19 protein-coding genes and 1 tRNA gene are annotated in these 22307 nt (G+C 69.5%); 8 read left to right on the forward strand and 12 right to left on the reverse strand.

The window, feature by feature from the left end:
• Window positions 1–109 precede the first annotated feature (109 nt).
• The 4 genes from AB0J91_RS03005 to AB0J91_RS03020 all read left to right on the forward strand — a co-directional run bounded on the left by AB0J91_RS03005 (window position 110) and on the right by AB0J91_RS03020 (window position 4106).
• Window positions 110–1093, forward strand: a complete 984-nt coding sequence (locus AB0J91_RS03005; RefSeq protein ID WP_363863549.1) for a mechanosensitive ion channel family protein — start codon at window positions 110–112, stop codon at window positions 1091–1093.
• Between the two features lie 141 nt (window positions 1094–1234).
• Window positions 1235–1618: a globin gene (locus tag AB0J91_RS03010; RefSeq protein ID WP_145743535.1), complete on the forward strand. Its 384-nt coding sequence runs from the start codon at window positions 1235–1237 to the stop codon at window positions 1616–1618.
• Between the two features lie 35 nt (window positions 1619–1653).
• Window positions 1654–2715 carry a DUF3459 domain-containing protein gene (locus tag AB0J91_RS03015; protein WP_363863552.1) on the forward strand — a complete coding sequence of 354 codons (1062 nt, stop codon included), beginning with the start codon at window positions 1654–1656 and terminating at the stop codon, window positions 2713–2715.
• 89 nt (window positions 2716–2804) lie between these two features.
• Entirely contained in the window at window positions 2805–4106 is a 1302-nt protein-coding gene (locus tag AB0J91_RS03020; protein WP_363863555.1) for a heparan-alpha-glucosaminide N-acetyltransferase domain-containing protein, read from the forward strand.
• An 81-nt stretch (window positions 4107–4187) separates the two neighbouring features.
• Here the strand turns inward: AB0J91_RS03020 and AB0J91_RS03025 are convergent, their stop codons facing one another.
• From AB0J91_RS03025 to AB0J91_RS03050, 6 genes are all read right to left on the reverse strand, one after another.
• Entirely contained in the window at window positions 4188–4829 is a 642-nt protein-coding gene (locus tag AB0J91_RS03025; protein ID WP_363863557.1) for a hypothetical protein, read from the reverse strand.
• Window positions 4822–5247, reverse strand: coding sequence for a thioesterase family protein (locus AB0J91_RS03030; RefSeq protein WP_363794562.1), 426 nt, complete (start codon window positions 5245–5247; stop codon window positions 4822–4824). Before AB0J91_RS03030 ends, AB0J91_RS03025 begins: the two co-directional genes overlap by 8 nt.
• A gap of 62 nt (window positions 5248–5309) precedes the next feature.
• Window positions 5310–10244: an NAD-glutamate dehydrogenase gene (locus tag AB0J91_RS03035; RefSeq protein WP_363863679.1), complete on the reverse strand. Its 4935-nt coding sequence runs from the start codon at window positions 10242–10244 to the stop codon at window positions 5310–5312.
• A gap of 141 nt (window positions 10245–10385) precedes the next feature.
• The gene (locus AB0J91_RS03040; protein WP_363863560.1) at window positions 10386–12872 is read right to left on the reverse strand and encodes a hypothetical protein; all 2487 of its coding nucleotides are present in this window, start codon (window positions 12870–12872) and stop codon (window positions 10386–10388) included.
• Between the two features lie 29 nt (window positions 12873–12901).
• Window positions 12902–14575, reverse strand: a complete 1674-nt coding sequence (gene ettA, locus AB0J91_RS03045) for an energy-dependent translational throttle protein EttA (RefSeq protein WP_363863563.1) — start codon at window positions 14573–14575, stop codon at window positions 12902–12904.
• Between the two features lie 77 nt (window positions 14576–14652).
• Entirely contained in the window at window positions 14653–16608 is a 1956-nt protein-coding gene (locus AB0J91_RS03050) for a cytochrome c oxidase assembly protein (RefSeq protein ID WP_363863681.1), read from the reverse strand.
• A 153-nt stretch (window positions 16609–16761) separates the two neighbouring features.
• Between AB0J91_RS03050 and AB0J91_RS03055 the strand changes: the two genes are divergently transcribed.
• On the forward strand, window positions 16762–17346 hold the full coding sequence (locus AB0J91_RS03055) for a DUF3558 domain-containing protein (protein WP_363863566.1): 585 nt from the start codon (window positions 16762–16764) through the stop codon (window positions 17344–17346).
• Between the two features lie 132 nt (window positions 17347–17478).
• A tRNA-Arg gene (locus AB0J91_RS03060) sits at window positions 17479–17552 on the forward strand.
• Between the two features lie 69 nt (window positions 17553–17621).
• On the opposite strand, the gene AB0J91_RS03065 is transcribed toward AB0J91_RS03060, so the two are convergent.
• On the reverse strand, window positions 17622–17828 hold the full coding sequence (locus AB0J91_RS03065; protein WP_363863568.1) for a hypothetical protein: 207 nt from the start codon (window positions 17826–17828) through the stop codon (window positions 17622–17624).
• Between the two features lie 231 nt (window positions 17829–18059).
• On the opposite strand from AB0J91_RS03065, the gene AB0J91_RS03070 reads away from it, so the two are divergent.
• Window positions 18060–18683 (forward strand): LysE family translocator, encoded by a 624-nt coding sequence (locus tag AB0J91_RS03070; RefSeq protein ID WP_363863571.1) that lies wholly within the window; start codon window positions 18060–18062, stop codon window positions 18681–18683.
• A gap of 71 nt (window positions 18684–18754) precedes the next feature.
• Here AB0J91_RS03070 and AB0J91_RS03075 read toward each other — a convergent pair whose 3' ends face one another.
• The 5 genes from AB0J91_RS03075 to AB0J91_RS03095 all read right to left on the reverse strand — a co-directional run bounded on the left by AB0J91_RS03075 (window position 18755) and on the right by AB0J91_RS03095 (window position 21528).
• Complete coding sequence (locus AB0J91_RS03075) at window positions 18755–19381, reverse strand: SMI1/KNR4 family protein (protein WP_363863574.1); 627 nt, start codon at window positions 19379–19381, stop codon at window positions 18755–18757.
• A 14-nt stretch (window positions 19382–19395) separates the two neighbouring features.
• Window positions 19396–19872: a NucA/NucB deoxyribonuclease domain-containing protein gene (locus AB0J91_RS03080; RefSeq protein WP_363863576.1), complete on the reverse strand. Its 477-nt coding sequence runs from the start codon at window positions 19870–19872 to the stop codon at window positions 19396–19398.
• Complete coding sequence (locus AB0J91_RS03085; RefSeq protein ID WP_363863579.1) at window positions 19865–20365, reverse strand: hypothetical protein; 501 nt, start codon at window positions 20363–20365, stop codon at window positions 19865–19867. The genes AB0J91_RS03080 and AB0J91_RS03085 overlap by 8 nt, the downstream gene beginning before the upstream one ends.
• Window positions 20362–20571, reverse strand: a complete 210-nt coding sequence (locus AB0J91_RS03090) for a hypothetical protein (protein WP_363863582.1) — start codon at window positions 20569–20571, stop codon at window positions 20362–20364. Before AB0J91_RS03090 ends, AB0J91_RS03085 begins: the two co-directional genes overlap by 4 nt.
• Before the next feature lie 132 nt (window positions 20572–20703).
• On the reverse strand, window positions 20704–21528 hold the full coding sequence (locus AB0J91_RS03095; RefSeq protein WP_363863585.1) for a YbaB/EbfC family nucleoid-associated protein: 825 nt from the start codon (window positions 21526–21528) through the stop codon (window positions 20704–20706).
• Window positions 21529–21736: 208 nt separating this feature from the next.
• Here AB0J91_RS03095 and AB0J91_RS03100 point away from each other — a divergent pair, with 208 nt between their 5' ends.
• On the forward strand, window positions 21737–22246 hold the full coding sequence (locus AB0J91_RS03100) for a hypothetical protein (protein ID WP_363863588.1): 510 nt from the start codon (window positions 21737–21739) through the stop codon (window positions 22244–22246).
• The last annotated feature ends 61 nt before the right edge of the window (window positions 22247–22307 follow it).

Here is a 22307-nt window from a genome sequence, read left to right on the forward strand (position 1 = left end):
TTTCGATCATCGTGCGCGGCGGGGCGTGCACGACGCTCGGGCCGGTCGGTACCCGACGCCTCACGGCGCGACCCCATGAACGACAGCCCATGGAGAAACCCCCGTACCCATGAATCTGCCGCTTTTATCCCAGCCGCCGACGTGCGACCCGAATGAACGCTGGTGCCAGGCGGTCTTCGACTGGACCCAGAACGCGTGGCTGGCGTCCTACGCAGACCTGCTCATCGCCAAGCCCCTGCAGATCGTGCTGGTGCTGCTCATAGCCTTCGTCGCGCGTTGGCTGCTGCACCGGACGATCAACCGCCTCACCCGCGGCAACGGCAAGCCCCCGAAGCTGCTCTCGCCGCTGCGCGAGCGCCGCGGTGACAGCCTCACCTACGAGCTGCTCTCGGAGCGGCGCAGGCAGCGCGCCAAGACCATCGGATCGGTGCTGAAGTCGCTGACCTCGTTCCTGATCTTCGGCCTGGCCATCATCTACGTCCTGCAGGTGCTGGGCGTGCAGATCGCCCCGGTGCTGGCCTCGGCCGGTGTGCTGGGCGTGGCCGTCGCCTTCGGCGCGCAGAACCTCGTGCGGGACTTCCTGTCCGGCATGTTCATGATGGTCGAGGACCAGTACGGCGTCGGCGACGTCGTCGACCTGGGCGAGGCCAGCGGTTCGGTCGAGGCGGTGGGCCTGCGGGTCACCACGCTGCGCGACATCAACGGCACCGTCTGGTACGTCCGCAACGGCGAGGTCCTCCGCGTGGGCAACTCGTCGCAGGGCTTCGCGGTCGCGGTCGTGGACTTCCCGATCTCGCACAACTCCGACGTGCAGAAGGCCATCGAGGTCGCGGGCAAGGTCGCCACGGAGGCGACGTCCAAGGAGCCGCTGTCCAGCGACGTCCTGGAGCCGCCGGAGATGCTGGGCGTCGACCAGATCACCTCGGACACCGTCACCTTGCGGCTGACGGTGAAGGTCCGCCCCGGCCGCCAGTGGGCGGTCCAGCGCAGGCTCCGGGTGGAGGTCAAGCGGGCCTACGACGACTCGGCCATCGAGCCGCCGTACCCCAACGGCCGTCCGCTGCCCCCCGACACCATCTCCACGACGAGCTGACCAGCAGGATCCCCCGCGCCGAACCGATCGGCCGGGGGATCCGCATCTGTTCGAGGCCAGCGGTTCCCGCCGCGCAGCAGCGACGGATCGCGTCCGACCGACCACTGAAACCGGCGAAACACCACCTGAGAGGATGGAAGTGTGACTTCCGTGGAGAGTTTCTACGAGCAGGTCGGCGGCGAAGCCACCTTCCACCAGATCGTCGCCCGCTTCTACGAAGAGGTGGCCAAGGACGAGCTGCTGCGCCCGCTCTACCCCGAGGAAGACCTCGGGCCCGCCGAGGAGCGGCTGCGACTGTTCCTGATGCAGTACTGGGGCGGCCCCCACACCTACTCCGACCAGCGCGGACACCCCCGCCTGCGGATGAGGCACGCACCGTTCAAGATCGGTCCGGCCGAGCGCGACGCCTGGCTGCGCTGCATGCGCATCGCCGTGGACGAGGCCAAGTTGAAGCCCGAACACCGCGACCAGCTCTGGCAGTACCTGGAGATGGCCGCCAACAGCATGATCAACTCGTGGTTCTGACCGGCGGACCCGATCGAGGAGCGAAGGACCTGGTGATGCAGCAGGTGGGCACGCAGGATTACCTCGGTGAGCGACCGTGGTGGTTCGACGCGGTGTGCTACCAGATCGACGTCGGCGCGTTCGCCGACGCCGACGGTGACGGGGTCGGCGACCTCGACGGGCTTCGCGGCAGGCTCGGTTACCTGGAGCTGCTGGGCGTGGACGCGATCGTGCTGGCGGGCATGGCCGGTTCGGATCCGGCCTCCCCCGCCCTGGCCCGCTTGCTGGGCGAGGCGCGCGGCAACGGGCTGCGGGTGCTGCTGGCGATCGACGTCGACCCCTCGCGCACCGACCCCGGTCCGGTGCTGCGCCCGTGGCTGGACAACGGGATCGACGGCTTCCACCTGGCGCCGCGCAACGACCCGGCGGACGCGGTCGGCGCGGTGCTCGCCGACTACCCGGACCGGATCGTGATCGGCAGCGGCACCGGCAACTGGCAGCTGCTGTTCGGCCTGGGCCTGGCGGTGGCGGGGTTCTCCGCGGCTCCGGTGCGCGAGGCGATCACGTCGGTGCTGGACTCCCGCGGCCCGCGTCCCGCGTGGGCGATGGCCAGCCGGGACAGCACGCGCATCCGCGACCACGCGGCGTTGACGCCGGTGCGCGCGATGGCGCTGGTGCAGCTGGCGCTGCCGGGAGCGGTGTGCCTGCGGCACGGCGAGGAGCTGGGTCTGCCGGGAACCGAGCGGATCCGGATGCCTTGGGAGGGCCTGATGCGGCCCTTCGGGTTCTCGGAGGCGCGGGCCGACTGGTCGTCCATCCCGCACGACTGGGTCCACTTCACCGTCGAGGCGCAGTTGGAGGACGAGGAGTCCACGCTGTCGCTGTACCGGCACGCCTTGGAGATGCGGGCGACGCACCCGGCGTTCACCGGGGACGACGTGGAGTGGTTCGGCGCCCCGGAGGACTGCTTCGCGTTCCGCCGCGTCGGCAGCAGCCTGATCTGCGCGCTGAACACCTCGGCCGAACCCGTACCGCTGCCGCCCGGGGAGGTGCTGCTGAGCTCTCGGCCGTTGGTCGCGGGCGAGTTGCCGCCGGGCAGCGCGGCCTGGCTGGTGTGAGCGGGACCTCGCCAACGCGGGCAGGTTCCAGGGGACGTCGAAGCGGTCGGTAGATTTCCGCTCAACGTCCCCGACCTCACCCGGATGTCATGACTGCTGTTGCGCCCGAACGGACTTCACCTCGGGCGCCGCGAGCTACCGGAAAACCGGGACGCCTCGTCGGCTTGGACGTCGCCCGCTTCGTGGCGGTGTTCGGCATGTTCTGCATCCACTTCGGCGTGCCGTTCGCGGGCGGCTGGCCCGAGGTGTGGCTGGCGCAGTTCTTCTCCGGCCGGTCGACCGCGCTGTTCACGTTCCTGGCCGGGGTTTCGCTGGCTCTGATGACCGGGCGGTCGACGCCGCCGACGGGCCGGGCACTGCACGACGCGAGCCGGCGGGTGGCGGTGCGCGCGGGCGTGCTGCTGGTGCTCGGCCTGGCGCTGGCCAAGGCGACCGAGGCGACCGGTTTCCTGCTGACCGTGATCATCCCGTTCTACGGCTTGTACTTCCTGCTGGCCGTGCCGTTCCTGCGGCTGCGGGCGCGCGGGTTGATCATCGCGGCGTCGGTGAGCGCGGCGCTGGGGCCGCAGCTGTCGTTCGTGCTGCGCGGCTGGAACGCCGCCGACACGCCCATGTCGGGTCTGGTGGCGCTGGTCAACAGCGTCGATCCCGGGCACCTGATCGCCGAAGAGGGCATCTTCGACCTGCTGCTGTTCGGGTTCTACCCCGCCGCGTCCTACCTGCCGCTGGTGCTGGCGGGACTGGCTGTCGGGCGGATGGACCTGACCTCGGCGAGGATCCGGCTGCGGGTCGGCCTGATCGGACTCGTGATGTCGCTGATCGGCTACCAGGTGTCGTTCCAGCTGGTGCCGGTCGGCCCGCCGAGCCCGGTGGAGGGCACGATCCCGGTCGGGCACCCGGAGTGGCTGCTGGCCGCCAACGCGCACAGCGGAACGACTTTCGAGCTGCTGGGGTCGGGCGGGATCGCGCTGGTCATCCTGGCCGTCTGCCTGGAGCTGGCGGACCGGACCGGGCGAGCGCTGACGCCACTGGCCAAGGCCGGTTCGATGGCGCTGACGCTGTACGCGGCGCACGCGCTGGCGCTGGCCTGGCAGATCGTCACCGGTGGCTGGCCGCTGAGCGGCGTCCCGGAGAACCTGGCTCACCTGGCCAGCATGGGTCCGGCGCTGCCGCTGGACGACCCGAACATGCCGTGGTTCCCGCGCGACGGTCAGCAGCCGACGGGGCTCGTGGCGTTCGTGAACACCTTCATGCCGGAGGTGTTCCTGGTATTCACGTTCACCTTCACCTACACCTGGCGCCACTTCTTCCGCCGAGGCCCGCTGGAAGCCCTGGTCAGCGACATCGTCCGCTGGTTCACCACACCCCACCCCACCCGAAAACCGCAGTAACCAGACCCCCGGAACCGGCGGTGGTCGCTGCATCCCCCGGAATACCGCAGTTTTCGGGGTGACGGACGTCGTGGGGTGGGGTCAGAGGAGGAGGGGCAGGAGGGCGTGGCGGCGGCGGACTACCGCGCCGAAGCGGGAGTCGAGGCGGAGCCAGGAGTCGGTGGCGCTGACGCGGACGATCTCCTCCTCCGCCGGGGCGTTGACGAGGAACCCCATGCCGGAGAGGACGAACAGGCAGCGCAGCGGGACCTTCACGTCGAGGCCGGAGCCCTGCACGGAGAAGACCTCCTGGTCCAGCAGCGACGCCGGGGGCGTGCCCTTCGGGCCCACGTTCTCCTTGGCGACGTCGATGCCGCGCTCCGCGACCTCGCCGACCAGGCGGGCCGGGAGGTCGTCGACCAGCTTCCAGCCGGTGGCCGGGGGCAGCTCCGAGCGCCACAGGAGGTCCTTGGGCGCACCGGGATCCATCACGTCGCCGCCGGCGACGGTCAGCGTGGCCAGCAGCTCGTTCCCGGAGATCGTCAGGTCGGCCGGGTCGACCGAGCCCTCCACCGAGCGGGTGGACAGCGCGTCGAACGGGGTGGCCGCCCAGACGTCCATGCGGTCGGTTCCGGGGCGGTTGCGCATCCGGACCATGGACTGGCTGTCCAGCCGGACGGCGCGGGCGACGAAAGCACCCAGGTCGTCGCGCTCGACGCGGTCGGGCATGCGGAGCTCAGGCACGGCCTGCCTCCAACTGCTCGGCCCGCCACTCGGACAGGAAACCCCGCTCGGCGGTGGTCAGCCGGCGCGGCCGTCCGGCGCGGAGGTCGTAGGGCACCATCAGGGTCTCGGCGGTGCACACGGCTTCCTGCGCGACCGCGGTGTAGTCGATGACGAACGAGGCCGCCTTGAGCTCCCGCACCGACATCCGGACCTGCAACGACTTGGCCGCGTACATCAGCGGCGCGTGGTAGTCGATGACGACGCGGGCGACCACCATGCCCTCCGCCATGCCCAGCAGGCCCTGCTTCTCCGCTTCGGTGAACAGCAGATCGGCTCGTGCCTCCTCCAGCAACGTGATCGTCCTGGCGTGGTTGACGTGGCCGAACGCGTCCATGTCGGACCAGCGCAGGGCTACCTCGGCTACGTACGCGCCCACTGGGCCTTTCCTCTCTGCCGTGTTCGTGGTGGGTGGAGTGCGACCTCCACCCACCACGATGGTCACCGGACCATGCTGCGGAGCTGACGCGCCGCCACCGACAGCGTGGCCAGGTCAAGCCGCCCGGAGCTCACGATCTGCTCCAGCGACGAGTTGGCCCGCGCCAGTCGTGCGGCGTTCGTCGACTCCCACCTGGCGATCTTCTCCTCCGAGCTCTCCTCCGGCTCCGAGGTCCGCAGGACGTCCACGGTGATCGCCCGCAGCGATGCGTAGAAATCATCCCGCAGCGCCAGCCTAGCCAGCGCGTGCCACCTGTTGCCGCGTTCCAGCTCGTTGACCGCGATCAGCATGCGCTCGACGTCCAGGTGCGCCCACAGCGCGTAGTACAGCTCGGCGCTCTCACCCGGGCTGCGCTCCGCGGAGATCCCGGCGTCGCGTTCGGCGAGCTCGGCGACCTCCCGGATGTCCAGCAGCGCGTAGGCGTCGAGCAGCACCGCGACCCGCTCGGCCAGCGCGTCCGGCACACCGGCGGCCACCCAGCGCTCGATCTGCGCGGTCACTCCTTCGGCCGCGCGGCCGCGCAGCAGTGCCCGCACGCTCGGCGTCAGCTCGGCGACGACCGGCCGGAACCGGGCGATCTCGGCGCCGATGGCCAGCGGCTGCGGTCGGTTGGTGAGGATCCACCGCGCCGCCCGATCGAGCAGTCGCCGGCTCTCCAGCACCATCTCGTCGGCGATCGCGCTGGGCACCGAACCGCCCAGGGCGTCGATGTCGACCCACAGCTGCCGCAGGTCGTAGACGTTGGTGACGACCGCGAACGCCCGCACCACGTCGGTGGTCGACGCGCTGAGCTCCTCGGTGAGCCGGTAGGCGTAGGAGATGCCCGCACCGTCGACCATCTCGTTGACCAGCAAGGTCGTGATGATCTCGCGGCGCAGCGGGTGCGCGGAGATCGCGTCGCCGTAGCGCTCCCGCAGCGGCCGGGGGAAGTACTCCGGCAGCCGCTCGGCGAACGACTCGGTGTCGGGCAGACCGCTGGCGAGCACGTCCCGCTTGAGCTGGAGCTTGACGTGCGCCATCAACGTCGCCAGCTCCGGCGAGGTCAGGCCCTCGCCCACCTTCTCCATGTCGCGGAACGCCTTCTTGGTCGGCAGCGCCTCCAGCTCGCGGTCCAGGCCCGCGGACTGCTCCAGCGCGGTGACCTGCCGGGCGTGCACCGGCAGCATCGAGCCCGCGTGGGCGCGGGAGATGCCCAGCACCGCGTTCTGCCGGTGGTTGTCGGTGAGCACCAGCTCGCCGACCTCGTCGGTCATCTCGCCGAGCAGCTCGTTGCGCTGCTGACCGGTGAGCCTGCCTTCGGTGACCAGCTGGTCCAGCAGGATCTTGATGTTGACCTCGTGGTCGGAGCAGTCCACACCGGCGGAGTTGTCCAGCGCGTCGGTGTTGACCTTGCCGTCGTTGCGGGCGAACTCGATGCGCCCCAGCGAGGTCAGACCGAGGTTGCCGCCCTCGCCGACGACCTTGACCCGCAGGTCGCCGCCGTTGACGCGCACGGCGTCGTTGGCCTTGTCGCCGACCTCGGCGTGCGTCTCGGTTGCCGACTTGACGTAGGTGCCGATGCCGCCGTTCCACAGCAGGTCGGCCGGTGCCAGCAGGATTCGCTTGATCAGCTCGGCCGGTGCCAGCTTGCTCACCGACTCGTCGATTCCCAGCGCCGCCCGGATCTGCGGGTTCAGCGGGATCGACTTCAGCGACCGCGACCACACGCCGCCGCCCTCGCTGATCTTGCCGCGGTCGTAGTCGTCCCAGGTCGAGCGCGGCAGTTCGAACAGCCTGCGCCGCTCGGCGAAGGAAACGGCGGCGTCGGGCTCCGGGTCGATGAAGACGTGCATGTGGTTGAACGCGGCCACCAGCCGGATGTGCTCGGACAGCAGCATCCCGTTGCCGAACACGTCCCCGGCCATGTCGCCGACGCCGACGACTGTGAACTCCTCGCGCTGGGTGTCGAGGTCGAGCTCGCGGAAGTGCCGCTTCACGCTCTCCCACGCGCCCTTGGCGGTGATGCCCATGGCCTTGTGGTCGTAGCCGACCGAGCCGCCGGAGGCGAAGGCGTCGCCGAGCCAGAAGCCGTAGGACTGGGCCACGTCGTTGGCGATGTCGGAGAACGTCGCCGTTCCCTTGTCGGCCGCGACGACCAGGTAGGTGTCGTCGGCGTCGTGGCGCACCACGCCCCGCGCCGGGGCCACTTCCCCGCCGACCAGGTTGTCGGTGAGGTCGAGCAGGCCGGAGATGAACATCCGGTAGCAGGCCACGCCCTCGTCCAGCGATGCCTTGCGGTCCACCGCCGGGTCGCCGGTGGCCAGCGGGGGGCGCTTGACGACGAAACCGCCCTTGGCGCCGACTGGCACGATCACCGCGTTCTTCACCGCCTGCGCCTTGACCAGGCCCAGGATCTCGGTGCGGAAGTCCTGCGGGCGGTCCGACCAGCGCAGACCACCGCGCGCCACGGAACCGAACCGCAGGTGCACGCCTTCGACCCACGGCGAGTACACGAAGATCTCGAACTGCGGCCGGGGCTCGGGCAGGCCGGGGATCTCGCGCGGTTCCAGCTTGAACGCCAGGAACGGGCGCTCCCGCTCGCTGGCGTCGACGAAGTAGTTGGTGCGCAGGGTGGCCCGGATCAGGCTCAGGTAGTTGCGCAGGATCCGGTCCACGTCGAGGCTGGTGACCTCGTCGATCAGCGCGGTGACCGACTCGGTGAGCTCGGTCTCGCGCGCCTTGCGGTCGGCTTCGCCGAGCTCGGGGTCGAAGCGGGCCTCGAACAACCGCACCAGCGCGGTCGTGGTGGTGCGGTGCGCGAGGATCGAGTCCTCGATGTAGTCCTGCGTGTAGGCGATGCCGACCTGGCGGAGGTACTTGGCGTAGGCGCGCAGGACGGCGGCCTGCCGCCAGTTCAGCCCGGCCCGCAGCACCAGCGCGTTGAACCGGTCGACCTCGGCGTCGCCGAGCCAGACCGCGCGGAAGGCGTCCTCGAAGCGCTGCCGCAGCGAGTCCAGCAGCTGCGGATCGGCGCTGTCGAGCAGGCCGGGGTCCAGCCGCAGCCCGAAGTCGTAGATGTAGAACCGGTCGCCGGAGTTCTCCCGCGTCAGCTCGTAGGGGCGCTCGTCGACGACCTCCACGCCCATGCTCTGCAGCACCGGCAGCACCCGGGACAGCGTGACCCGGCCGCCGACGTAGAGCTTGAAGCGGCGTTGACCGGCGCTGGCGTCGCGCGGCACGTAGAACGACATGCGCAGGTCGTCGGGGCCGCTCAGCGACTCCAGGCGGCGCAGGTCCTGCAAGCCCTCGGCGGCGCTGAAGTCCTCCTTGTAGGCCTCCGGGAACCCGGACGCGTAGTCCTGACCGGCCTGGCTGATGGCCTCCGACAGCGCGCGGGCCGGCCCACCGCCCGCTCCTCGTCCGGAGCGCTCGGCGTCGACCTCGGCGACCATCTGGTCGTCCCAGGTGTGGATGGCCTCGTCGAGCCGCTGCTGGATGCGCGCGAGGTTCGGCTCGACCTGGTCCTCGGGGTCGGTGTGGACCACGAAGTGCACTCGCGCCAGCGTGGATTCGCCCACGCGCGTGCTGTACTCCAGCCCGGTGCCGCTGAGCTCGTCGAGCAGCACTTCCTGCATGGCCAGCCGCGAGCTGGTGGTGTAGCGGTCCCGCGGCAGGTAGACCAGGCAGGAGAAGAACCGGCCGTAGGGGTCGCGCCGCAGGAACGGCTTGAGCTTGCGGCGCTCGGCGAGCGCCAGCACACCGGTGAGGGTCTCCTGCAGCGTCTCGAAGTCCGTGGAGAACAGCTCGGTGCGCGGGTAGCTCTGGATCTCCTCCAGCATGCGCTGGCCCGAGTAGGACTCCAGCGGGAAACCGGCGCGGTGGATCACTTCGCGCACGCGGCGTTCCACGAACGGAATGTCGAGGACGTCCTCGTGCAGCGCGGTCGTGGTGAACAGCCCGAGGAAGCGGTGCTCGCCGTTGACCCGGCCGGAGTCGTCGAAGGTCTTGACGCCCACGTAGAACGGGTGGACCGGACGGTGCACTGTGGACGGTGCGCCGGCCTGGGTGAGCACCAGCAGCTCCTTGGACAGCGCCTTGGAGTCCGGACCGGTGGTCAGGCTTCGCGAGGCGATGCTGTCGCTGCGCAGCACGCCCAGCCCGGAGGCCAGCACTGCCTGCAGCGCCTCGCCGTCGTCCTCGACCAGCTCGTAGTGCCGGTACCCGAGGAACGTGAAGTGCCCGTCGGCGAGCCACCGCAGCAGGCCGGCGCCGTCGGCGACCTCCTCGGTCGGCAGCGGCGGCGGGTTCTTCTCCAGCTCGTCGGCCAGCGCGCGGACGCAGGAGTGCATCCGCTCGGTGTCCTCGACGACCTCGCGCACGTCGTTGAGGACGCCGTCGAGGTTCTGCTTGAGCGCCGCGAGGCGTTCGCTGTCGACGACCTGCCCGACCTCGACGAACATCCAGCTCTCCGCCATGGCACCGGCGGGCGGATCGGACGGGTCGGCCTCCGGGAGCACCTCCAGGAGCTCACCGGCGAGGTCGCGCCTGACCACGACGATGGGGTGGATGACGCGCAGCACGTCGGCGTTGTCGCGGCCGAGCTCGGCGATCAGCGAGTCCACCAGGTACGGCATGTCGTCGGTGACCGTCTGCACGACAGTGGCCTGGCTCTGCCAGCCGTGATCGGCGAGGGTCGGGTTGAAGATCTGCACCAGGGGACGCCCGGCGGCGCGGTTCGCAGCCAGCCGGTGGTGCGATCTGAGCGCTCCGACCAGGTCGTTCGGGTCGTCGTCGACGAGCTCTTCGGCCGGGACGTGGCGGTAGTAGGTGCGCAGCAGCTCGCCGAGTTCGGGAGCGAACTCGACGGCTCGGTCCAGCAACCGCCGCTTGGCCATTTCGGGGTTCTCGGACTGCTCGCCGGTCGTTCCGGTCTGCACGTGTCCGGGATTCGAGGTCATGTCAGGCAGCTCCACGCTTAACGGCACCTCGTTGTGCCAACAGGTTCCACTCTAAGACTGCCAGTTCCCGCTCACGGGGCCGGGATCTGACTGCGGACCGCGAGTGAAAACAGACGCAACGATCGATGTCCACGAGGTTTCTCAGAGCAACGGATCCGCTGCCGCACTACCGAATCCGGGTGCGCGGTGGCGGGCTCCGAAGCCCGTTCGTTGATCATCCTCTGTGGACTGATGACGCTTGCGCCCGGCTTCACCGCCGATGTCGTGATCGGTGTGTTTCGAATCGCTGTCGCTGTAGCTGTCGCCGTAGCCCGGCTCACCGTAACCGGAATTGTGATCGCTGCCATATCCTACGGCAGCGATGCCCTCGCTGACCTGCTGCTTCGCTTCGTCGGTGCGGCCGGCGTTGTAGGCCATGAGCGCGTCGGCGAGCAGGTCCGCCAGGCTCGCGTCCGCGCTCGGCTCCGGCGGCACGGGGCCGGGCTCCGGGGCGCTGAACCGGAAGCCGGGGTCGGTGTCCTCCGCCGTCGTCGTCGCCGACGGCGGAGGAGCCGGAGGCTCGGGCTCCGGAACCGCCTGCTCCGGCTGGAACGCGGCGAGCGGATCGGGATCGGCGTGCCGGGCGCGGCGCCGGGAGGGCTGGTGATCGGCGGGCAGCTGGAGCTCGGCGCGGATCTCGGCCAGCGACTTGCCCCGGGACCGCCGACCGCCCTGCGGCTCCTCGTGAGCGGCCTGCTCCGGGACCTCCTCGGGCGGCTCCTGGACCGGGAAGCCGTGCGGCGGGGTCGCGGGCTCCGGCTCGGGCTCCGGCTCGGGCCCGCGGCGGCCGTGGGCCTCGGTGATGCGCCGCAGGCTGTCGGCCGCCGCCGCCAACGGATCGCCGTTCCACCGCTGCGCCGGGTCGTCGTCGCCGTAGTCGTCCTCGTAGCCACCGGACTCGTGGTCGGCACCGAACTCGGGGTCCTCGGCGGCGGGACGGGTCTGCTCGGACTCGCTGGAAGGCCACCAGGCGCCGGTGGAGCGCTGCGGCTCCTCCGCGGCCGGTTCCTCCGGGCCGGAGCCGAACATCTCGCTCGGCGACACCGCGCCGAACGCCACCCGCGGCTCGGGCATCGACCGCTGCTCGGCGGCGGTCTCGTCCTCGGCGGGGGCGGCGGTCTCGGTCTCCTCCGCCGCGCGGCTGGTCAGCGCCTCCATCAGCAGCCGAGCCGCGTCGTGGGCCTCGGCGTAACCGCCGCGCCTGGGCGCAGCCGGCTCGGGAACGACGGGCTCGGGCTGGGCCGGCTCGGGCGCGGCCATCTCGGGCCGGACCGGTTCGGGCGCGGCCGGTTCAGGCTGGATCGGTGCGTGCTGGACCGGCTCGTACGCGGCCGGTTCGGGCGCAGCCGGTTCGGCAGCCGCGACCTCGTCATGGCCGGTCACGACGGGTTCAGCAGGAGCAGGTTCGGGCTCAGGGACGACGGGCTCGACGGGCTCGGGAGCGACGGGGTCGACCGGTGCGGCCTCGACGGGCTCAGCGGCCACGGGCGCGGCAGCGACGGGCTCGGGCACCGCCGCCACGGCGGCCGCCCGCCGACCGCGCGGCGCGTCGGTCTCCGCCGGGTACGCGCTGAGCAGGCTGACCCGCGCGTTGTGCACGGCCGCCCGCCACCGCCGGTCGGCGGAGTAGGCACCGCGCAGCGCCTGCAACGCGTCGGAGATCTCCTCCACGCGCTCGTGCGCGCGGGAGAGCGCGTTGAGCGCCTCGGCGAGCAGCCCGTCCAGCTTGTGCCGCTCGGAGATCGCAGCGGTCTCGGCCAGCACCCGCAGGGCGGCCCCGTGGTCCCCGGCCGGCAGGTGCACGCGGGTGGCCAGAGCCAGCCCGAGCCACCCGGTGGGTCCGGCGGCGGCCGCGCGCACGGGTTCGGCGAGCACGGCCTGGCTGGTCTCGACGGCTTCGACGCGATGCCCCTGGTCGAGCAGGGCGTGCACGCGTTCCAGCAGCAACCGGGTCTGGATCTCGCCGGCTTCGGCCTCCGGGTCGCTGAGCCGCCGCAGCAGCTCCAGCCCCGCGTCGGTGGCGGCGACGGCCTCGCCGAACTCGCCGAGCCTGCGGCAGTGCGCGGCCCGGACCACCCACACGCGAGCCTTGAGCACGCGGGCGAGGTCCTGGTCGGCGTCGCAGTCGGCGTAGAGGCGCTCGGCCTCGTCGAGGGCCTGGCTGCGCTCGTCGACGTCCTGATGGGCGGGCAGCGCCGAGGCCAGCGCCAGCAGGGCGTGCGCGCGGACGGTGGGTTCGACCCGCTCCTGCGCCAGTTCGCGGCGCAGGATGCGGACGGCCACCTCGTGGCTGCCCGCGCTGACCGCGCACCAGCCGAGCTCGATGCGCAGCAGGGTCAGGACGTCACCGCCCGACGCCTCGGCCTCGCGGACGGCGGCGAGCGCCCGGCCGGTGGCCGAGACGCCGCGTCCCAGCCGGTTGGCGGCGAACAGGGCCAGCGCCTCGGCGCGCAACCGCGCGCCTCGGTCGCCGGTGCGCCTGGCGAACGCGACCGCTCTGTCGCTGAGCACCAATGCCAGTTCCGGGACTCTCCACCGCATCTGCCACGCGGTGTCGAGCAACCCGTCCACCGAGCTGGGCTCTGCCACAGCGGCCACGCTCGCCAAGGCGCCTCCGTTCAGCCGCGGGTCAACTTGCGATGGGTAACCCGGTGCGGGCGGGCTGCGTCGGCGCCCAACCGCTCGATCTTGTTCTGCTCGTACCCCTCGAAGTTACCTTCGAACCAGAACCACTTGGCCGGGTTCTCGTCATCTCCCTCCCACGCGAGGATGTGCGTGGCGACGCGGTCCAGGAACCAGCGGTCGTGGGAGATGACCACAGCGCAGCCGGGGAACTGCTCGAGCGCGTTCTCCAGCGAGCCCAGGGTCTCGACGTCCAGGTCGTTCGTCGGCTCGTCCAGCAGGATCAGGTTGCCGCCGGACTTGAGCGTCAGGGCCAGGTTCAGCCGGTTGCGCTCACCACCGGAGAGCACGCCCGCGGGCTTCTGCTGGTCCGGGCCCTTGAAGCCGAACGCGCTGACGTAGGCGCGCGAGGGCATCTCGACCTGGCCGACCTGGATGAAGTCCAGCCCGTCGGACACGACCTCCCACACGTTCTTGTCGGGGTCGATGTTCGCGCGGTTCTGGTCCACGTAGGACAGCTTGACGGTGTCGCCGACCTTGACCGTGCCGCTGTCGGGCTCTTCGAGTCCGACGATGGTCTTGAACAGCGTGGTCTTGCCGACGCCGTTCGGGCCGATGACGCCGACGATGCCGTTGCGCGGCAGGCTGAACGACAGGTCGTCGATCAGCAGCTCGTCGAAGCCCTTCTTGAGGTGTTCGACCTCGACCACCGTGTTGCCCAGGCGCGGGCCCGGCGGGATCTGGATCTCCTCGAAGTCGAGCTTGCGGGTCTTCTCCGCCTCGTTGGCCATCTCCTCGTAGCGCGACAGACGGGCGCGCGACTTGGTCTGCTTGGCCTTGGCGTTGGAGCGGACCCACTCCAGCTCGTCCTTGAGGCGCTTCTGCAGCTTGGCGTCCCGCTTGCCCTGGACCGCGAGGCGCTCCTGCTTCTTCTCCAGGTAGGTGGAGTAGTTGCCCTCGTAGGGGTAGGTGCGACCGCGGTCGAGCTCCAGGATCCAGCCGGCGACGTTGTCCAGGAAGTACCTGTCGTGCGTCACGGCGAGGACGGCGCCCGGGTAGTTGGCCAGGAACTGCTCCAGCCAGAGCACGCTCTCGGCGTCGAGGTGGTTGGTGGGCTCGTCGAGCAGCAACAGGTCGGGCTTGCTCAGCAGCAGCTTGCACAGGGCGACTCGCCGTCGCTCACCACCGGAGAGGTGCGTCACCTCGGCGTCCGGCGGCGGGCAGCGCAGGGCGTCCATCGCCTGCTCCAGCTGGGAGTCCAGTTCCCACGCGTCGGCGTGGTCCAGGTCCTCCTGGAGCTTGCCCATCTCCTCCATCAACTCGTCGGAGTAGTCGGTCGCGAGCTGTTCGGCGATCTCGTTGAAGCGGTTGAGCTTCACCTTGATCTCGCCGACGCCCTCCTCGACGTTGCCGAGGACCGTCTTCTCCTCGTTCAACGGGGGTTCCTGCTGCATGATGCCCACGGTGTAACCCGGCGACAGGAACGCTTCACCGTTGTTCGGCTGGTCGAGTCCCGCCATGATGCGCAGCACGGTCGACTTGCCAGCCCCGTTCGGCCCGACGACGCCGATCTTGGCGCCCGGGTAGAACTGGATGGTCGCGTTGTCGAGGATGACCTTGTCACCATGCGTCTTGCGCACGTTTTTCATGGTGTAAATGAACTCGGCCATGCGACGAATCGTAGTTGCGTCCCACACGGCGCCGCGCATGCGGGCCCCCGGAACCCGAACGGGCGATGGCCGGGTGTTCAGCCGCGCGGCGAGTCCTGATCAGCCAGGCGTTTGAGCATCTCGTTGTAGGCGGTGAGATCGGCGTCACCGTCCTTGTCGGCTTTGCGATCGATCCGCCGCGCCTGCCGGTCGTCCGCCCGGGACCACTGGATCAGCAGCGCCAGCATCACCACGACCAGCGGCACCTCACCGGACGCCCACGCCAGACCGCCGCCGAGCCGCTGGTCGGCGAGCAGGTCGGTCAGCCACGGCAGGTCGAGGCTGCGGTAGAAGTCCCCGCCGATGGGCTTGGCGGACATCATCAGCGCGATGCCGAAGAAGGCGTGGAAGGGCATCGAGGCGAAGACCATGCCGACCTTGCCGATGGGAGGCAGCTGGCGCGGCGACGGGTCGATGCCGATGACCGGCCAGTAGAAGACGTAGCCGACCAGCAGGAAGTGCGCGTTCATCGCCAGGTGCGCCCAGTGCTGGCTCAGCGCCAGGTCGAACAGGCCGGTGAAGTACAGCGCGTAGAACGAGCCCACGAACAGCACGAGCGCGACGATCGGGTGGGTGAGCGCGCGGGTCAGCGGCGAGTTGACGAACGCCACCAGCCACTCGCGGGGCCCGGCGGGCGTCCCCTTCCCGGCGGGCTTGAGCACGCGCAGCGCCAGCGAGGTCGGTCCGCCCAGCACCAGGAAGACCGGGGCGAGCATGGACAGCAGCATGTGCTGCCCCATGTGCACGCTGAACACAGCGGGCGCGTAGCGGCCGACACCGGCGGAGGTGGCGACGAGGATCGTCAGGCAGCCGCACAACCAGGCGAGGGTTCGGCCGACCGGCCACTCGTCGCCCCGGGACCTGAGCCGCAGCACTCCCCACAGGTAGAGGCCGGCCAGGACCAGCGCCAACGTGCCGTAGACGAGGTCGAAGCGGAAGTCGAACAGCAGCCGCAGGGTGTCCGGCGGCGCGTCGAGCGTGTAGCCGATGATCAGCTCGGTGCGGCTGGGCACGGTGGTGTAGCCGCCGGGTGGCGGGGTGCGGCCGAGCGCGACCGCGACGCCGAGCGTGGCGAACATGATCAGCACCTCGACGGCGCCGAGCCGCAGCAAGCCGGAGGATCCCGCTTCCAGCCGGGCGACGACCTTGTTGCGCTGCACGTATCCGAACGCGCCGAGCACCAGCAGACCGGCGACCTTGAGCAGCACCAGGAGTCCGTAGGTGGAGCCGAACAGCTGCTCCGGCGTGACCCGCACCAGCGCGTTGATCACCCCGGACACGGCCATGGCGATCCAGCTGACCAGAGCGATCACCGAGAACCGGCGGGCGACCAGCGGGAGGTGCGCTCCGCCGCGGGCGGCGTGGGCGATCAGGGCGATCAGCCCGCCCACCCACAGCACGGCTCCGACCAGGTGGAACAGCAAGCTGTTGGTGGCGATGTCGTGGGCGCCGCCGCTGGCGGAGTGACCGGTGGCGATGACCGGCAGCAGCCCGGCCAGGCCGAGCGCGAAGGTCACCACGGTCCAGCCCCACGACAGCACGATCCGGCACGCCAGCGCGACGAGGAACGCGATCACCGCGGTCAGCGCCCAGGCCTTGGCCTCCTCGAGCGCGTCGATCAGGCCGAACAGGACGTCGGCGCTGAGCACCTCGTTCACCGGGCGCCCGGTGGCGTCCGCGCAGATGAAAGGCACCATCAGGGCGGCACCGACGAACCAGGCCGAAGCGGCCCAGCCGGCCGTGCGCACCGCCGCGTAGCCGTCGGCGAGCAGCGCGCCGGAGCGGTGGGCGGGGATGCCGAAGGACGCCAGCAGCAGCGAACCGATGGCCACGACGGACCCGGTCTCGGCGATGACCCGCACCACCGGCAGCCCGTACTGGGTCACGGGACCCGGGTCGGGCAGTCCGAGCAGGGCGTAGTTGGCTCCGGCGGACAGCGTGGTCAGGGCGGCGGCGATCAGCGCCGCGAGCACCCCTGCGGTGAAGACCAGCACGCCGACCGTGCCGGAAGCACTGCGCCTGGAATTCGGTTCGGCGACGGACTCTGATGGCACACACCGAGCGTAACGGCCCACGTGTCGGCTTCACCGGTCAGGATGGCGCACCTGGGCGTGGTCTCGCGCACTCCGCGCCGCTACGGTTATCCCGTGCCGAATGTCCGTCATCGCCTACCGCGGGTGCTCGCGCTGTGCGTCCTGATCGGCGGATCGGCGCTGAGCGGCTGCTCGACCACGGTGGTGGGCAGCCCCATCCCCGCGGCGGGGTTCCAGGAGCATCCCGAGACACCGCAGACGCGCTCGGCGATCGCGCAACCACCCCGCATCCCGTCCCCGCGCGGCGATGTCGACCCGTGCACCCTGCTCTCCCCCGAGGACCTGGTCCCCGTCGGTGGCGTGGCGGGGCCACCGCACCCGGGCAACCCGGTGCCGGGCGCGTGCGCGCACCTGCTCGGCGGCCACCCGGACAACACGGCCGCCGCCGGCTTCCACGAGCCGTTCCCGTCGATCGCCCAGCGCCAGCCGCGCGGCGTCGAAGTGGACGTGCGGGGTTACTCCAGCTGGCTGTACTGCGAACCGGTGACGGATTACCAGACGTGCACGGCCGCGACGGCGATCCGATCGGACAGATCGTTGCTGACGATGTTGTCGCTCAAGGACGCCTCAGCAGCGGACACCGCCGACCGGCTCTTCGGGCTGACCACCGCGGCGCTGCAAAAACTGCCCCCGGCGTAGCCCGCTTGCCGGTTGTCGAAAAGCTTGCCGTTAGGTACCGGCTCGGCAACGTTGCCGCCTAGATCCCACAAGCGATGCGGCCGACCGCTACCCTGCTTGCTGCACAACGTCGGGCATACCGCCCACCAAACGGCCCCCATAGCTCAGCCGGATAGAGCAAAGGACTTCTAATCCTTAGGTCGCAGGTTCGAGTCCTGCTGGGGGCGCAAACCCCCTGGTGGAGCAAGCGGGGGTTGATCCCCTCGAAGATCAACCCCCGCGCTTCGGGCTCCCGGCTACTCCGCCAGCTTGGCGATCGACTGGGCCCACAGGAAGTACTTGTTCGTGCCGAGGTCGCGCACGGTCTTGACGCCGAAGGCCGATTTGAGGTGTTCGGCATCGGAGTCGCTGACACCTTGCAACGCGGCCACCGGCGCGTCGGCCAGCTCCGCAACGCTCTTGCCCTCGTAAGCCTTGTCCAGCTTGCTAGCGAGATCACCCATGAGAGAGAAATCCTCCACAATCTCGATCCAGCGGTCCGCGTACGAGCGTAAGAGCAGTCGAGAACGGGGCAACCTGAGCTTGGTCCGAACCGACCCGACAAAAAGACATCGATCATGGACGGTTCGGGCCAATACCGCCCAGGGCTCGGGTGGTCGAAATCTCCCTCGCCGCACACCGCCGACGTGATGCACTCTCCGAGGACACCGTCGGGACGACCTGCGGAAGAGGGCATGACGAGCGCAGCGCTGTGGGGGTTCACCGTCGTCGCGGTCCTCGCCGTGATCACACCGGGCTTGGACACGATGCTCGCCCTGCGCCACGCCCTCCTCGGAGGCCGCAAGGCGGGCCTGACCGCCGTCCTCGGGATCACGACGGGCTGCCTCGTCTGGGGAACGGCCGGCATCGTCGGCCTGACGGCACTGCTCACGGCGTCCGAGTTGGCCTACAACGCGGTCCGCGTCCTCGGCGCCGCCTACCTCATCTGGCTCGGTGCGACCGCGCTGTGGAAGACGTTGCCCCGCAACAGGAAACCGGAAACCGGAGATGTTCAGGTCCCGGCCGGGCGTTCCGCCCTCCGCGCAGGACTGATGACCAACCTCCTCAACCCCAAGGTCGGCGTCTTCTACATGAGCCTGCTGCCCCAGTTCCTCCCCACGGGCCCGACCGCCTCCGCCTGGGGCGCCCTCCTCGTCACCATCCACCTCACCGTCGGCCTGCTCTGGCTCCCCGGCCTGGTCTGGATGGCCGGCCGAGCCAGGGCCTTCCTGCAGAAGGAACGAGTCCGCCGCTGGATGGACCGCGTCACAGCGACCGTCCTGGTCGGCCTCGGAGTGAAGCTGGCGACCGAGGTCTGACCTCAGCGACTAACGCGACGGCGAAGAGGCGGCAGAACCCCCTGACCTCGGGGGCTGACCGCCTCTTCAGCTCAATCGTTGAGTTCGAAACTGACCTCGGCACCGTCAGGAAGATCGTGGATCTGTGCTGCGATCGGTCCGCGGATCCGCATGGCCTCCGCCGCGTTCTTGACCAACAGGTTGTCCATCGCGTACTCGCCGCCAAGCGCGAAGAACCGCTGCGGAATCAACCGCTGATCGAGATTGAGCGGCCCGTGCAAGTCTTCCCATTCCGCGATCAGACCGCTGGTGCCGTTCTCCTGCGGGTCCTCCAGCAACCAGGCGGCCCAGTCGTTGAGGCTGTCTCCGAAGACTTCCTGGTCACAGGTCTCCGGATCGAAGAGGACGACTCGTTCTTCCACGATGCCGAACTGCGTTCCGAGCACGTCCTGACCGAAGCAGAAGACGTTGTCGGCGAGGCCGGCGTAGCTGTCCTTCCACGGGTCTCCGGTGTTCCACTCCAGCAGTTCGGGTCCGTACCCGTCTGTGCCGGCGCGGAAGACCTGGACACCCCCGCCGAAGACGACGAAGCCGTTCATCTCGGTCAACATGGTGGCGAGTTCGCCGAACGGACCCTCGGAAAGACCGAAGTCCACATTCGCAGGGTCCCCGAGGGGGCCCTGCGCCTGCGCCATGAGTTGTTGCAGTGGCGAAGCCATCAGTCTCCCACCCTCTACTTCGGAACGATCAAAACACGTGCGCCGTTGGGCAAACCTCTGCATTGGCCGCCGATGGAGGCACCCGCAGCCTGGTTGTCCGAGGAATCGATGTGCCGGACGCTAGCACCTTTGCCGCCTTCCTTGAACATTGCAGGCGGGTACTCGTCGCGGTCCTTGCCCGACCTCGTCGGAATCCCCTTCAACGATGCCTTGCGGTTGCTCTTCGCGCCCGGCCGGTTGATGGTCAGTGCCTTCGGGTGGCCTGCGGCCTGCGCATCGCGGATGTGTTTCGCGGACTCCGGGTACTTCTTGCCATCCACGATCACCACCTTTTGGATCTTGCCGTTGCCGGCCCCGGTGGCGGGCGGCTTGGTTGCCGGATTGCCTGCGTTGTTAAGGCGCCGCCGCTTGCGGAGCTTCGCGGTCGCCGGCTTCAGAATGCCCGCTGCGGCCTTTCCGGCAGCCCCTCCCTTTCCCTTTGAACTAGCCATTGAGCACCGAATTGATCGCCAGGTCGAGGGCCTGGTCCAGCAGCACGTCGGTGATCTGGCGGAAGACCGGGATCTCCAGCAGCGAGGCGCCGAAGGTCGGTACCGCTGTGGCGATCGCTTGCGCGATCTGCACCGCGAGCACCGCCAGCTGGACCACCACCGCGGTCTTCAGGGCCACCACGACGCCGCCGGCGACGTGCATGCCCGTGCCCATCAAGGTAGCGGCGGTGGCGCCGTCCTCGAGGTTCTGCTTGGGAGCTTCGCCGTCGGACCAGAACGTCCCGAACGCGTCCACGGCCTGGCCGGTGTTCTGGCCGAGGACCTGCTGCGCGTGCCCATCGGCGTCGGCCGCGGCCGGCGAGAGCTTGTCGGCGAACCCCGACCACTGGCCACCGAGGTCGAAGAGCTTGCCCTCGTCGCTGAGCGGCCAGTTGAAGCCGAGCGTGTTCAGCAGTCCCGAGAGCTCGGGAGGAAGCATCATCCCGCTGCTCATGGCATCCCTCCCATTAACTTGTGCAGCGTTTCCTGGTTGGCGACGTCGATCTGGCTGTAGTGCTCGGCCATTCCCTGCAGCTCTTGGCCGATCTCGTTGATCCCCTGCGCGTTGTCCTGGAAGCTCTCGAACGCCGCTTCCGAAGCGACCTGGTAGATCGTCGCGAGTGCCGACCCGAGGTCGTCGTCACCGAACGCACTGGTCAACGCCTCGGTTTCGGCACGGAATGATTCAACGTCTCCTTCCAGCGACCGCCCGGTCTCGAGCAGCTTCTTCGCTGAGGCACCCATGTCATCCGGGAAGACCTGGAATCCCGCTCCCATAGTGCGAACTCCCCATCAATCCGCGTTGCGCATGATCGAAGTCATGCTGTCGGTGTAGTTGCGGAAGTGCTGCATGCTCTGCGATCGGACCGTCTCGGCCCGTTCCCCCAGCTTCTGCAACGCCTCGACGTCCACGTCCTCCTGCGCGCCGGCGGCACGCTCCTCCCACTCCTCGAAGGCGTCGTTCACCGCTTCGCAGACGGCATCGCTCAGTTCACCCGGCATCATCTGCAGGGCGTAACCGGTCAAGGTCAGCTCGGTGAGCTCGCCTCCGCTCACAACGGCTTCGACCTCGTCCGACTCGTCGCGTCCCTCACCGGTGATCGGCTCGGTGGCGTTCCCCGCGAGCGCGGACTGCATCGACCGCACGAGCTCCAGCGCATCGTCGAACAAGAAGTCCACGTGCTGGGGTGAGGCGTCCCCCCTGATCTGCCCACCGAGCTTGTCCATGTTCTGCTCGACGGCGCCCTGGATTCGGCGCAGTTGCTCACCGGATTGCCGGGCGAAGTCGGCCAGTTGGTCGCCGATGGCGCCGAGGTTCGGTGCCGGGTCGCCCGCTTGCGGGGATTCGGCGCGCGCACGCGCCATGGCCTGGTTGATCGCCTCGCGCACCGTTTTCGAGACCTCGCCGCGTGGTTGGCCCATCAGTCCCGACGCGATGTCAACCCTGGCGAGGCGACGGGCCCGGACGTCGACGCGCACGGCACCATCACCCGCGGTCGCGGTGAATTCCTGGTTTCCGTTCCCCGGCGAGGAATTCGGACTTCCGCCCTGCCGTATCTGCGCCAACCTGGATCGCAGCTCCGCGAGACGGGCCTCGTGTTCTTCACCAGATGTCACTTATCCCCCAATAGAGTGATCTCTCTGACGAGGCTACCGGTTCGGCAATCAGGCTCAAGACTCCAAATGAACGTTGGAATTGGTAGTTTTCGTTACACAAGCCGATGGGCCACCCCGGAAAGGAACGAAATGTCCGTGGGACGTCTGGCAGCACCATCGGTTGTCCCGCATCGAGAACATCTGCCGAGAACCGAACGGAGACCGCACCGTGGCGGACTGGATCCCCGCAACACCTGACCAGGCCGGTGCCCGTACGACCCGGCTCGGCGGGCAACCGTCCTGGATCGGAATTCCGCGCTGGCCCCACCGCAACGGTGAGGCCATCCCGTTCCTCGGGCAGTTCGCCCTGGGCGAGCGGATGGTGCTGATCTTCTGCTCCGCCGACCCCGATGCAGAAGCGTGGAAGGCCGAGAACGGCGGAAACGCAGCACTAGTCGAGCCGAACGGGCCAACGCCACCATGGGTCACCGCGCTGCCGCGAGTCGAAGGCCCTGCGATGCTGCCAGATCTCGTGCTCGTGCCCGCCGAACCGCTGGAACTCGGCGGCGAGCCGGACTGGCTGCAGAACGAGGACACGCCCGCATCCGCACCCAGCTTCGTCCTCGAACTGGACAGCTTCCCCGACCCGAACGGATGGGTCACCTTCGGCGATGGCGGGACGGCATACCTGTTCACTTCGCAGGACGGCGAACTCGCCCGATTCCTCTGGCAGACCTAGCGAGACCCGGCGCGGTCCGGCACGCGGCGTGCTAGTCGAAGACGCAGGCATCGCTGAGAAG

The sequence above is a fragment of the Saccharopolyspora sp. NPDC049357 genome (genome assembly GCF_040677225.1).
Lineage (GTDB): Bacteria > Actinomycetota > Actinomycetes > Mycobacteriales > Pseudonocardiaceae > Saccharopolyspora.

Bases quoted from the DNA above. Each gene is read 5' to 3' on its own strand.
- AB0J91_RS03005 (WP_363863549.1), top strand. From the start codon at position 110: ATGAATCTGCCGCTTTTATCCCAGCCGCCGACGTGCGACCCGAATGAA.
- AB0J91_RS03015 (WP_363863552.1), top strand. From the start codon at position 1,654: ATGCAGCAGGTGGGCACGCAGGATTACCTCGGTGAGCGACCGTGGTGG.
- AB0J91_RS03020 (WP_363863555.1), top strand. From the start codon at position 2,805: ATGACTGCTGTTGCGCCCGAACGGACTTCACCTCGGGCGCCGCGAGCT.
- AB0J91_RS03035 (WP_363863679.1), bottom strand. From the start codon at position 10,244: ATGACCTCGAATCCCGGACACGTGCAGACCGGAACGACCGGCGAGCAG.
- ettA (WP_363863563.1), bottom strand. From the start codon at position 14,575: ATGGCCGAGTTCATTTACACCATGAAAAACGTGCGCAAGACGCATGGT.
- AB0J91_RS03065 (WP_363863568.1), bottom strand. From the start codon at position 17,828: ATGGGTGATCTCGCTAGCAAGCTGGACAAGGCTTACGAGGGCAAGAGC.
- AB0J91_RS03070 (WP_363863571.1), top strand. From the start codon at position 18,060: ATGACGAGCGCAGCGCTGTGGGGGTTCACCGTCGTCGCGGTCCTCGCC.
- AB0J91_RS03075 (WP_363863574.1), bottom strand. From the start codon at position 19,381: ATGGCTTCGCCACTGCAACAACTCATGGCGCAGGCGCAGGGCCCCCTC.
- AB0J91_RS03080 (WP_363863576.1), bottom strand. From the start codon at position 19,872: ATGGCTAGTTCAAAGGGAAAGGGAGGGGCTGCCGGAAAGGCCGCAGCG.
- AB0J91_RS03085 (WP_363863579.1), bottom strand. From the start codon at position 20,365: ATGAGCAGCGGGATGATGCTTCCTCCCGAGCTCTCGGGACTGCTGAAC.